The following is a 12,389-nucleotide window of genomic DNA, read 5'->3' on the forward strand; positions in this document are numbered from 1 at the left end:
AAAGGTTTAAGCAAGTAATATACTGCTTTTGATCTGAAAGCAGAAAAACAACCTACAAATCCCCTCTGGTTTTAATGAATTGCCAATAAATTGATTACGAATTTGCCTTAATAGTACGATTTAGCAAGCTAAAATCCGCCATTACTAATGCGGCCATAGCCTCAACTATAGGTACAGCGCGAGGAACTACACATGGATCATGGCGTCCTTTACCTTTTGTTTGGACAAAATTACCTTCTTTGTCTATTGTTTGGTATGGCTGAATGATAGTAGCCACAGGCTTGAAAGCTACGTTAAAGTAGATATCCATTCCGTTGCTGATACCACCTTGTATTCCCCCACTATTATTGGTCTTTGTGGTGCCATCTTGGTTAAATTGGTCATTATGCTCACTGCCTTTCATTGTAACACCGGCAAATCCGCTGCCATATTCAAAGCCTTTAACCGCATTTATAGAAAGCATTGCTTTCCCTAGTTCCGCATGAAGCTTATCAAAAGCAGGTTCTCCTAGTCCAATAGGTACATTTTGAATCACACAGCTAATAACACCTCCAACGGTATCTCCTTCTTTACGAATCTCTTTGATGTATTCTTCCATTTCTGCTGCCATCTTTGGATCGGGACAGCGTACAGGGTTAGCTTCAATCTGAGAAAAGTCTAAATCTTGATAAGGTGTTTCCATTTTCATGTTCCCTACTTGAGAAACATAAGCATTGATTTTCATTTCGGCCAAAAACTGTTTAGCCAAAGCGCCAGCCACTACTCTACTTGCGGTTTCCCGTGCAGAACTACGGCCACCACCACGATAATCTCTAAAACCATATTTCTGGTCATAGACATAATCTGCGTGCGAAGGACGATACGAGTCCTTTATATGCGTATAATCATGGGATTTTTGATTGGTATTATGAATAGCGAAACCAATAGGTGTGCCTGTAGTCTTCCCTTCAAATATTCCCGAATAAAATTCTACAGTATCCGGTTCTTTTCTTTGGGTAACGATAGCAGATTGACCTGGTTTTCTTCGGTTTAACTCGTTCTGAATAGCATCAAAATCGACCTCAATTCCTGATGGACAGCCATCTAAGACACCTCCTATTGCTACACCATGAGACTCTCCAAACGTTGATAGTTTAAATAGGGTTCCAAAAGAATTTCCAGCCATTCTAAAATATTAAAAGTTAATTAATGCTTAACCTAATTCTATCCAAACTTAAAACAGAATACTGTTTGTTGAGCTTATGGTCATTTTGGTTAAAGCTAGCGGTAAAGATAAATCTTAAATCATTGACCGCAAAATAAGCCTTTATGTATTATCCATTAAGATGTTGCAGGTATTCCTTAATAATTATTTAATGATTTCAACACCTATTGATATCGTCAAATTCACATTCATTTTACATATATGTAATTTATTTGTATATCCCCAGAGTTAGCAAGAATAGCGGTAAATCTAACCGTTATTCTATTCGTTTTTGAGAGAGCCAGAATACTATTTATAAATTGAACATACTTGTCGATTATGAAAAAACGAAAACTAGACATTGCTGTAATTTCAGATGTTCATTTGGGTAGTTACGAATGCCATGCAGACGAATTGTTGACCTATTTAAGTAGCATTCAACCTAAGTCCCTTATTTTAAATGGGGATATTCTTGATATAAGACGATTTAATAAAAGTTATTTTCCGCCAGAACATACAAAGGTCCTTCGTAAAATTATTACGCTATCCATGAAAGGCGTAGAAGTGTATTACATTACTGGAAATCATGATGATATGATGCGCAGGTTTGCAGGTGTATCCTTGGGCAACTTGCATATTGTAAACAAGCTTACATTAGAACTTAGCGGTAAAAAGGCTTGGTTTTTTCATGGTGATATTTTTGATATATCCATGCGTAATGCCAAATGGCTAACGAAACTGGGAAGTTATGGCTATGCCCTACTGTTCATTGCTAACCGAGCTATAAATTGGTCCTTAAAGAAAAGAGGGAAAGCCAAATACTCACTTTCCAAAAAGATAAAAAAGAATAACACCAGAAGTTTGGACTACATTGCTAGATTTGAAAAATCGGCTGTAGATATTGCTATAGAGAATGATTACGATTATGTGGTTTGCGGTCATATTCACCAGCCAAAGAAGAGCAGGCACGAAACAGATAACGGCTCTTGTACGTATCTAAATTCTGGAGATTGGGTTGAAAATCTAACCGCCTTGGAATATTCTCTAAAACGATGGAAAGTTTATCGTTACAATCATGATAAACTTTCCCCATTTTTTATGGATGAGGAATTGAAGAATATGAACATGCAAGACCTCATTAATTCTATAGCCGTGGCAAAATCAAAACCAGAAAAAGAAGGAGAAACTCCTCTTGAAAGCTGATTTTAACTTTTAAGCCAATAGTGCGTTCTTTAAAATAGTTACCGGGTGCAAGGCTTTTCGTTTTGTACCATCATAAATTTGATGTCTACAACTCGTTCCATTTGCTGAAATAATAGTGTCTTCAGGCGATTTCCTTACAGATGGGAAAAGTTTAAGTTCACCAACTTTCATACTAACCTCGTAATGTTCTTTTTCATATCCAAAAGAACCGGCCATACCACAGCAGCCAGAACTAATAATAGAAACCTTATAATTTTCCGGAAGATTAAGCACATCAAAAGTCACCTTTTGATTGCTCAATGATTTCTGGTGACAGTGTGCATGAATCTTTACAGTTTTAACTTCTTTAGTAAACAAATCTGCTGTAATTTCTTTTTTCTCTATTTCTGAAGCTAGAAATTCTTCCAATAGAAAAGTGTTTACCGCAATAGCATTTGTCGTTTCCGAATCCTGCGAAAAGCGTTTATACTCATCTCTAAAAGTCAAAACTGCGGATGGCTCCAAACCAATAACCGGAAGTCCGTTTGCTGCAAACTCTTTAAGTTTAGGAATATTCGCTAAAGCCAATTTCTTAGCCTGCTTCAAAAAGCCTTTTGACAAATAGGTTCTACCGCTTTCAGCATAAAAAAGCTGCACGTCATAACCTAACTTAGTAAGCACTTCAATAGCATCTTTACCTAATTCAATATCTAGATATTGACTAAACTCATCTATATACAAAACTACATTTTGTCTTGTTATAGTTTGCTCATTTTTAAATGATTGTAAATAATCATCGAAATTAAAGCTATAAACTTTAGGTAGACTTCTTTCTGGCGCTACACCTGCAGATTTCTTTAATAAACCTCCAAAGAATTTTGAATCATATATGGCATTGGTCAATCCTGGCATTTTACTACCTAACTTATTCAATGTAGTATTGTAAGCAAATAATTTACCGCGTAATGGGTAACCGTTTGCTTCTTGATATTGATATAAAAACTCTGCTTTTAACGTTGCTACATCAACATTACTGGGGCATTCTGTTGCGCAAGCTTTACAACTTAAACAAAGGTCAAAAACCTCTTTAAGCTCCTTTTGGTCAAAGTTATTTTTCTTTTCTCCTGTAGTTAAATATTCACGAAGTGCATTTGCTCTTCCTCTAGTGGTATGTTTTTCATCTCGGGTGGCATGAAAACTGGGGCACATAGCTCCCGCTGCATGTTCGGTTTTTCGGCAATCACCTCCTCCGTTACATTTTTCGGTAGCTTTTAGAATACCTTCACTATCTGAAAAATCTAATAATGTTTTTATTTCCGGCTCCTTTCGGTCTACTTCATAACGAAGTGACTCATCCATTGGATAAGCATCAACAATTTTACCTGGGTTAAAAATACCTTCAGGGTCAAAATAAGATTTTATTCGTCTTAATAACTGATAGTTCTCCTCGCCTATCATCAAAGGAATAAACTCAGCACGAACAATACCATCACCATGTTCACCACTAAATGAACCTTTATATTTTTTCGTCAGTTTAGCAACATCTGTAGTAATATCTCTAAACATAGCTACATCATCGCCCTTTTTTAAGTTTAATATAGGACGAAGGTGTAATTCTCCCGCTCCAGCATGGGCATAATAAACAGCGGACTGTTTATAACCATCCATAATTTGGGTAAACTCACTTATAAAATCTTTTAAATCCGCCACAGCAACCGCTGTATCTTCAATACAGGCAACTGCTTTGCGGTCACCAACCATATTGCCTAATAGTCCTAGACCGGCCTTACGTAACGCTACCGCTTTGCTTACATCACCACCTCTCAATATGGCTTCCGAATAGCTAAGCCCTGAAGCTTTTACGGTAATTAATAATGCATCAATTTGTTTCTGAAGATCTTCCTCCGTATGTGCTTTAACCTCGAGCATTAAAAGTGCCGCAGGATCTCCATCAACAAAAAACCGATTCTTTAATTGCTCACGGTTATTCTTTGTGCAGTCAAGAATTACCCTGTCCATCATCTCACAAAGATGTAAATCGTGCTCCATTACCGGGGCAACGTCAGATAAGCAATCTTCTAAAGTCTTATAATGTGTAACCACCATAGCAGAAAACTTAGGCGGTATATCATCTAATCTAAATGTAATCTCTGTTGTGAAAGCTAAAGTGCCTTCGCTTCCACTTAATAATTTACACACATTTATTTTATCCTCTGTATCACCAAATACATTTGTATTCAGTAATTCATCTACTGCATAACCTGTATTTCTTCTATGGATTTCAGGTTTTGGAAACTCCTCAAAAATGCGTTCTTGCACTTCTTTAGGCGATAATTCTTTATAGATTTCTCTATATATAGTTCCTTCTAATGTATTTAAACTCTTTTTTTCTTCAAACTCAGAAACCGTAAGTGCCTTGAATTCTACTTCGTTACCATCAGATAATATGGTTCTTAGCGAAACAATTTTTTCGCGGGTAATACCATATTTAATAGATGTCGTTCCCGAGGAGTTATTTCCAACCATACCACCAACCATACAACGGTTAGCTGTAGAAGTGTTAGGTCCAAAAAACAAACCATAAGGCTCAAGGTACTGGTTCAATTCATCACGAATTACACCTGGCTGAACAGTTACTTGCCTCTTTTTCTCATCTACACTAACTATCTTTGTAAAGTGCTTTGATGTATCCACAACTATACCTTCGCCAACTACCTGGCCTGCCAAAGAAGTACCTGCGGTACGAGGAATAAGACCAATCTTGTGCTTGTTTGCGAAATGGACTAAAGTTTTAAGGTCTTGTATTGATTCAGGGAAAGTAACGGCCGTAGGAATTTTTCTATATACAGAAGCATCCGTGGCGTATAGGGTTTTTGTTAAACTATCCGATAAAACGCGACCTTGCAGTGAGTTTGCTAGTTCTTGAAGTAAATTTTTATTCAACGGTAAACAATTTAGATCGCTAAATTAAGTTTTTATGGTTGAAAGGCGAATGTAAAACGTCTTTTTAGAACCAAAAATCACAAGAATATGAAAAAATGGAAATTTTTATTTTTTATTTGCTTTTGCTTTACAGCGCTTTCTCTTCAAGCCCAGGAAATAGCAGACAATGCATTGGGTTTACGACTTGGTGACAGTGATGGATTCGGTGCTGAAATTTCTTATCAGAGGTCTATTGGTCGTTATACGCGTGCAGAATTTGATTTAGGTTATCGGGATAGTCGCGAGTTTGATGCGGTTAAACTCACTGGAATTTACCAATGGGTATATGAGATTGATAAAGGATTCAACTGGTTTTATGGTGGTGGTGCTGGTTTTGGAAGTGTAGACTTTTCTCCAATTCCTAATAAGAACAACCCAACCATTGCTGAAGATCCAGATGGTGGCCTTTTTGTTTTCGTTGCCGGTGATGTGGGAATAGAATACAACCCAGACCTACCTATAGTAGTGTCATTGGATTTTAGACCAGAACTAGGTATTATTGGTTTCAAAAATTTTGACAACAAGCTGAATTTTGATATTGCCTTGGGTATTCGCTATCAGTTTTAAATAAATTAAGTAAAAACATACTCATAAGCTCTTGACACATAATGTTAAGGGCTTTTTTTTGTACCGATATATACCTACATTTGCCACATCTTAAATAAAAAGAATGAAAAAAGTAGTATTATCAATCTGTATTTTAATAGGTCTAGTAGCCTGTAATCAAAAGCCTGAGGGCTACAATTTTAAAGGAAATATCACTGGTGAAGTAGAAAACGGAACTAAAGTATTTCTAAAGGTCATGGGCGAAAACGGTCAGCCTGTAGATATTGATACTACCACAATAGAGAACGGAGCTTTTGCTTTTACCGGTAAAGCCGATATGCCAGAAATGCATTACGTTTTTGTAGATAAGCTAATGGGCTATACTGCTGTCATCCTTGAGAATGGCGATATAAACCTTAAAGCTCAAAAAGACAGTTTAGGTTTTGCTACTGTAAAAGGTTCTATGCAAAACGAAGTGTTCATGGATTATATGGACAAGTCTAAAAAAATAACTGCACAAGCACAATCTATCCAAGAGGATATGCAAAAGGCTGACCAAGCTACTGCTAATTCTCTTCGTGATGAAATGATGGAGCTTCAAGAAGAATACAAAAACTTTGAGCTTGACTATGTTAAAGAACATCCGGATGCTCTTATTTCTGTTCTTTTGATAGACAGAGCCATTGGTGCTCGTGCTGTAACTTCTGAAGAGGCACAAGCCATGTTTGACGGACTTTCTCCTGAAATCAAGAAAACTAAGGCTGCCGTTTCTATTACTGAGAAACTAGAAGCACAGAAGAAGGTTGAAGAAAGCCAAAAAGGTACGGCTGTAGGTGCTAAAGCTCCTGCTTTTAGCGCTCCTACTCCAGATGGAAAAGAATTGGCGCTTGCTGATGCTTTGGGTAAAGTTACTCTAATTGACTTTTGGGCTGCATGGTGTAAGCCTTGTCGTGCTGAGAATCCTAATGTAGTTAATGTTTACAAAAAGTACCATGATAAAGGTTTGAATATTATTGGTGTTTCTTTGGACAAAACAGGAGATGCTTGGAAAAAAGCGATTGCTGATGATGGATTAACTTGGAACCAAGTTTCTAACCTTGCATACTTTAACGATCCTATTGCTAAGCTATATAATGTAGATGCTATACCAGCAGCTTTCTTATTGGATGAGAACGGTGTAATTATAGCCAAGAACCTTAGAGGACCAGCTTTGGAACAAAAAATTGCTGAACTACTTAACTAGTTTAGAAAACATAACATACAAAAAGCCCCGAACGGAAATCCGTTCGGGGCTTTTTTATACTTTAAATCGTTGTCTTAGAACTTATTTCTCACATCTCTAAACTCGCCTATAACCTGCGCTGTTCCTAATTTCTTTACACTTCCAAAGACATTTGCTACAGAAGCATCTCCTATAAACTCTAGTGTAGCACCATCGTTAAGAATGATATCTCCATAAACAGTTAGGTTACCTTCAATTTTAAGGGTAGCGTCTTTATTGACTGTAATATTTTTTCTTTTGTTATTTCTTCCAATATATAATGAACCGTTCATTTCAAATAAACCATCGCTATTAATATAGCTACTATTGTTTACAGACCATGTTCCACATAGTAACAATGCACCATTTACATTAATTGAATTGAAATATTTAGAACCTTTAAATCCTTTGGTCTCCCCTTGATTAACTGATAAATTAGAGCTTCCTGAATAAGCTAATAAATCTTCACAACGTGTTTCTAAACTTTGGTCCGGTCTGTTTAATTTAACAATCTGCAGTCCTGCTTTACCTGAAGCAGCAAAAATGTAATCTCCTTTAGAGGCTACAAAGTTGATTGAGCCATCAAGGTCAACAACCCCTACAATATTGGTCTGTCCATCTTTTTCTTCGGTCAGACATAAACCAGCGCCACCGTTGGCCATTAGTAAAATGTCTTCGTTAATTGCTACGGCATTAGTAACAATATCTTGACTGTCTGTTCCTTCTGGGTTTAAAAGAATAGGAATATATTCTACTAAGTCACCACTAGTCATATTATAAACACCGGCACCTTTAGAACCTTCGGAAACGTATATTTTTTCAGTAGAAAAATCAATTGTTCTTTTGCTGGCATCACCAAAATCTGAACTGATGTTTATTTCTTTACTTACTGCAAAGTTTTTATCCATAATGCTAACACCTTGGCTTGCATCTAGTACAGCAATAGTTCCATTATTATAAGCTACAGAACGTAAATCGGAAAAAGAGGCATCATTTTGAATAGAAAGGTCTGTACTCTTATAAGACGTTAACAAACCGTCTTTACCACTAGTTACCAGAATTCCGCTTTCAGTTACTTTTACATCGTTAGCGGTAAAACCTTCTTGGAAACCATAAACTAACTCTCCACTCACATCTAATCTACCGTTTGAAGCTGGTATCTTAACTACAAAAGAATTTGCTGTGGCCCTAACAGAAGTTTCGGCATCTACACCACCAACAGCATATACATAACCATTATCATAGGCAATGGAGTTAATATCTGCATTAGAATAGTATAATCTAGAGGTTACTTGAGGATTATTAGGATCACTAACATCTATAATATCTACACCACCTGCGTAACCATCTTCAACCGTGTTATAAGATACATAAGCGTAATCTCCGTCTACATCTACATGAGATGCGGTAAGGTTTTCACCTCCACTAAAAGACGGTGGATCTACACGTGCTATTAATGTCAATGGATAATCACCGGCCATCTCCTCGCCAGTTTTTGAAGTTTTACCGGAAGTTCCGGCAGTTAGGTTAATTGATAACACACCTGCATCATCAAAAAGAATACTATTATCTAAAACAGATTCTTGAGCCTCAATTGAAATATTATCTTCGGTATCACTGAAAACAGTGGTCTCGTCACTACATGATGTTGCAAATGCAACGGCCACTAGTGCGGCAAGGGAAAGTCTTTTCATTATAAGTAGATTTATTCAATATTAGATTTGGGCTCTAACAGAACGTAAAACTACTCTCAACGGTATGCGTGGTGTATTTTTTTTCGATGAAATACACACATTGGCAACTTTTTTTGCCTTTTAATATAATTTGGAGGTGTTAACTAGGCGATTTATTAAGGATTACCGATGAACGGTAACCTAAATTTTACCCATTTTTGCCATTATCAAGAGAATAATAATAGGCAAGGCCAATAATCCTACCATTAGCGGTTCATTTACCAAAAGTTGTGGCATAAACAGGAGTGTACTTACATAACCACCAATAGCACCACCAAAATGGGCAGTGTGACCAATATTTCCTAGTCGGCTTTTCATTCCGTAAATCGAGTATAACAAATACCCTATACCAAAAACATAAGCTGGTATTGGTAGCGGTATGAACATAATACCCAACTGCATATTAGGTTGCAGAAGAATTGCTGCATAAAGCACACCTGTAACGGCACCACTTGCCCCTACTGCACTGTAATTCGGTTCATTCTTATGAAAAAATATGGCCAAAAGGCTACCTGCTAGCAAACTAATAAAATAGATAGCTATAAACTTCCCTGAGCTAAACCAGTTTACCACCACGGGTGCAAAAAAGTAAAGCGTGAACATATTAAAGAAAAGATGCGAAATATCTACATGTAAAAAACCAGAAGTAAGCATACGGTCTTTCTGTCCTGCTAGAATTTGACCTATGCCAAATTTGTAGCGCTCAAAGAAAGCGGTATCATTAAATCCTTTTAGAGAGACCAATACATTGGCAGCGATTACCACGATGGTGGCAATATCTAGGTTGTTCATACGTAGCAGTTAATTTCGGTTCAAATATAGTTATATTTGCCTACTTAAAAGGTTTTCATGCAGTTGCTTGTTTTTATTTTGGTGTATCCGTTGTTGTGGTTAATTTCCATACTTCCCTATAGGCTTTTTTACGGATTTTCTGATTTTGTTTTCTTTTGGGTTTATCGCGTTGTGGGATACCGAAAAGATGTGGTACAACAGAATCTAGAATTGGTGTTTCCTGAGAAAACGGAAACCGAAATAAAAGATATTCAAAAGAAGTTTTACCACCACATGTGCGATATGTTCCTGGAAATGGTGAAAACAATGCATCTGTCTAAAGAAGAGGTAAAAAAACGCTACACGGTTAAGAACATAGAGGTGATACAGGAAATTGAAAAAGAAAAAACAATTCTTGTAGTTTGTTCCCACTATGCCAATTGGGAATGGAACGTTAGCATGAATAATTACGTGAGTTCTAAGGGTTATGCCGTTTACCAGAAAATAAGCAATACTTATTTTGATCGTTGGATAAAAAATGTCCGCGCACGCTGGAATACCACGCTTATTACAAAAGAAGAAACCGCCAAAACCGTTTTACTAAATTACAAGAACAACGTAACGGGAATTTTTGGTATGGTAAGTGACCAGTCTCCGCAATGGCACCGCGCTCATTATTGGGCTGAATTTATGGGAGTGAAAGTTCCTGTTATTAATGGGGCTGAAAGCTTAGCAAGAAAAATGGACCTTGCGGTAGTTTTTTTGAAAGTATCAAAAGTAAAGCGTGGCTATTATAATGCTGAATTTATTCCGATTACAACTGCTGGTTCTTCTACAGAAAAAAACGAAATCACCGATGAGTTTCTTCGTCTTGCCGAACAGCAGATTCGTGAGCAGCCAGAATATTACCTATGGACGCATAGACGTTGGAAACACAGGGATAAGGTTCCTGTGGAGTTTCAGTAACCCTCTCCCTTCGACTGCGCTCAGGAAGGCGTTACAGAATTACATAAATCCTCTAGAATCTGACTGCGCTCAGGAAGTTGTTACATGATCTTCCAAATAACCTCATAGCATTGATTGCGCTCAGGAAGTCGCAACTTCAATTACTTGAATCTTCAAAAAATCTAACTGTGCTCAGGAAGACGTTACTTAAATCTGATAAGATTTAAGAGAAAGTATTTCTCTATTACACATAAAAACGCTCGGAATGAAAATGAGAAAAATCTCAATCATTCCGAGCGTTTTGTTATCAAGCACCTCCCTGAGCGCAGTCGAAGGGCGGTGCTGATTTTATAAACCAGCTACTGCTTTAATCTCTCCAATAATACGATCGGCAAGTTCATCTGCTTGTGACTGACTTTTTGCTTCGGTATAAATACGGATGATTGGCTCTGTATTTGATTTTCTTAGGTGTACCCAATTTTCGGCGAAGTCTATTTTTACTCCATCAATAGTGGTTATTTCCTCGTCTTTATATTTTTCGGCCATAGCTGTAAGAATACCATCTACATCAAGACCTGGTGTCAATTGTATCTTCTTCTTGCTCATGAAATACGAAGGATAGCTAGCGCGAAGGTCTGCAACAGTTCCTCCGTTTTCGGCCATCAACATTAAGAATAAAGCTGTTCCTACAAGAGAATCACGTCCGTAATGACTTTCAGGATAGATGATACCACCATTTCCTTCACCACCAATAATAGCTTTGTTAGCCTTCATTTTAGTAACTACGTTCACTTCGCCTACAGCAGAAGCTTCATATGTACCGCCATGCTTTTGAGTAATGTCTCTTAATGCACGTGAAGAAGATAAGTTAGAAACTGTATTCCCTTTAGTTTTACCCAAAACATAATCTGCACAGGCAACCAAAGTATACTCCTCTCCAAACATCTCACCGGTATTGTCAATAAACGCCAAGCGGTCTACATCTGGATCAACTACAATTCCAAAATCTGCTTTTTCTTCTAGTACTAAAGCGCAGATATCTCCCAAGTGCTCTTTTAAAGGCTCTGGGTTATGTGGGAAATGACCTGTTGGGTCACAATATAATTTTACGACTTCAACACCAAGCTCTTCCAATAGTTTTGGAATGGCAATACCTCCGGTGGAGTTTACACCATCAACCACAACTTTGAATTTTGCTTTGCGAATAGTATCGGCATCTACTAAGGGCAGGTCCAATACTTCATCAATATGAATATCTATATAAGAATCGTTTCTAGTAATACTTCCTAAATCATCAACATCACAGAAATCAAAATCTTCTTTTTCGGCTATATCAAGAATTTTAGCACCTTGGGCCGCATCTAAAAACTCTCCTTTTTCATTCAGAAGTTTTAAAGCGTTCCATTGTTTTGGGTTGTGGCTAGCAGTCAAAATAATACCACCATCCGCTTTTTCCATAGGTACGGCAATTTCTACCGTAGGTGTGGTAGACAAATCTAAATCTACGATATCAATTCCTAAACCTACCAAAGTAGAAACTACAAGGTTCTGAATCATTTCGCCAGAAAGACGGGCATCACGACCAACAACTACTCTTAATTTGTCCTTTTTTGAATACTCTTTAAGCCATATTCCGTACGCTGCTGCAAACTTCACAGCATCTATAGGAGTTAGGTTATCACCAGAACGGCCGCCAATTGTGCCACGAATTCCTGAAATCGATTTTATTAAAGTCATATTTTTCTAAATTCTTAATAGTTTATGCAAATATACGGGTCTAGACCAA

9 protein-coding genes are annotated in these 12,389 nt (G+C 37.3%); 4 read left to right on the forward strand and 5 right to left on the reverse strand.

Annotated elements, in window-relative coordinates:
- Positions 1-94 precede the first annotated feature (94 nt).
- Positions 95-1,165, reverse strand: coding sequence for a chorismate synthase (aroC, locus tag HW347_RS04855; RefSeq protein WP_214610812.1), 1,071 nt, complete (start codon positions 1,163-1,165; stop codon positions 95-97).
- Positions 1,166-1,522: 357 nt separating this feature from the next.
- Between aroC and HW347_RS04860 the strand changes: the two genes are divergently transcribed.
- Entirely contained in the window at positions 1,523-2,386 is an 864-nt protein-coding gene (locus tag HW347_RS04860; RefSeq protein WP_214610813.1) for a UDP-2,3-diacylglucosamine diphosphatase, read from the forward strand.
- Between the two features lie 9 nt (positions 2,387-2,395).
- Here HW347_RS04860 and HW347_RS04865 read toward each other — a convergent pair whose 3' ends face one another.
- Positions 2,396-5,308: an FAD-binding and (Fe-S)-binding domain-containing protein gene (locus tag HW347_RS04865; protein WP_214610814.1), complete on the reverse strand. Its 2,913-nt coding sequence runs from the start codon at positions 5,306-5,308 to the stop codon at positions 2,396-2,398.
- A gap of 87 nt (positions 5,309-5,395) precedes the next feature.
- On the opposite strand from HW347_RS04865, the gene HW347_RS04870 reads away from it, so the two are divergent.
- Both HW347_RS04870 and HW347_RS04875 read left to right on the forward strand, forming a co-directional pair.
- Positions 5,396-5,914 carry a hypothetical protein gene (locus tag HW347_RS04870; RefSeq protein ID WP_214610815.1) on the forward strand — a complete coding sequence of 173 codons (519 nt, stop codon included), beginning with the start codon at positions 5,396-5,398 and terminating at the stop codon, positions 5,912-5,914.
- A gap of 103 nt (positions 5,915-6,017) precedes the next feature.
- Positions 6,018-7,136: a TlpA disulfide reductase family protein gene (locus tag HW347_RS04875; RefSeq protein ID WP_214610816.1), complete on the forward strand. Its 1,119-nt coding sequence runs from the start codon at positions 6,018-6,020 to the stop codon at positions 7,134-7,136.
- 74 nt (positions 7,137-7,210) lie between these two features.
- On the opposite strand, the gene HW347_RS04880 is transcribed toward HW347_RS04875, so the two are convergent.
- Positions 7,211-8,848 carry an LVIVD repeat-containing protein gene (locus tag HW347_RS04880; protein ID WP_214610817.1) on the reverse strand — a complete coding sequence of 546 codons (1,638 nt, stop codon included), beginning with the start codon at positions 8,846-8,848 and terminating at the stop codon, positions 7,211-7,213.
- Positions 8,849-9,028: 180 nt separating this feature from the next.
- The gene (locus HW347_RS04885; RefSeq protein ID WP_214610818.1) at positions 9,029-9,679 is read right to left on the reverse strand and encodes a rhomboid family intramembrane serine protease; all 651 of its coding nucleotides are present in this window, start codon (positions 9,677-9,679) and stop codon (positions 9,029-9,031) included.
- Positions 9,680-9,736: 57 nt separating this feature from the next.
- Here HW347_RS04885 and HW347_RS04890 point away from each other — a divergent pair, with 57 nt between their 5' ends.
- Positions 9,737-10,624, forward strand: a complete 888-nt coding sequence (locus tag HW347_RS04890; RefSeq protein ID WP_214610819.1) for a lysophospholipid acyltransferase family protein — start codon at positions 9,737-9,739, stop codon at positions 10,622-10,624.
- A 327-nt stretch (positions 10,625-10,951) separates the two neighbouring features.
- On the opposite strand, the gene glmM is transcribed toward HW347_RS04890, so the two are convergent.
- Entirely contained in the window at positions 10,952-12,340 is a 1,389-nt protein-coding gene (gene glmM, locus HW347_RS04895) for a phosphoglucosamine mutase (protein ID WP_214610820.1), read from the reverse strand.
- Between the last annotated feature and the right edge of the window lie 49 nt (positions 12,341-12,389).

The organism is Zobellia barbeyronii (genome assembly GCF_018603515.1).
GTDB lineage: Bacteria > Bacteroidota > Bacteroidia > Flavobacteriales > Flavobacteriaceae > Zobellia > Zobellia barbeyronii.

Excerpts from the sequence above, each read along its gene's own strand:
- HW347_RS04885 (WP_214610818.1), bottom strand. The coding sequence starts at position 9,679 with ATGAACAACCTAGATATTGCCACCATCGTGGTAATCGCTGCCAATGTA.
- glmM (WP_214610820.1), bottom strand. The coding sequence starts at position 12,340 with ATGACTTTAATAAAATCGATTTCAGGAATTCGTGGCACAATTGGCGGC.
- HW347_RS04890 (WP_214610819.1), top strand. The coding sequence starts at position 9,737 with ATGCAGTTGCTTGTTTTTATTTTGGTGTATCCGTTGTTGTGGTTAATT.
- aroC (WP_214610812.1), bottom strand. The coding sequence starts at position 1,165 with ATGGCTGGAAATTCTTTTGGAACCCTATTTAAACTATCAACGTTTGGA.
- HW347_RS04875 (WP_214610816.1), top strand. The coding sequence starts at position 6,018 with ATGAAAAAAGTAGTATTATCAATCTGTATTTTAATAGGTCTAGTAGCC.
- HW347_RS04870 (WP_214610815.1), top strand. The coding sequence starts at position 5,396 with ATGAAAAAATGGAAATTTTTATTTTTTATTTGCTTTTGCTTTACAGCG.
- HW347_RS04860 (WP_214610813.1), top strand. The coding sequence starts at position 1,523 with ATGAAAAAACGAAAACTAGACATTGCTGTAATTTCAGATGTTCATTTG.
- HW347_RS04880 (WP_214610817.1), bottom strand. The coding sequence starts at position 8,848 with ATGAAAAGACTTTCCCTTGCCGCACTAGTGGCCGTTGCATTTGCAACA.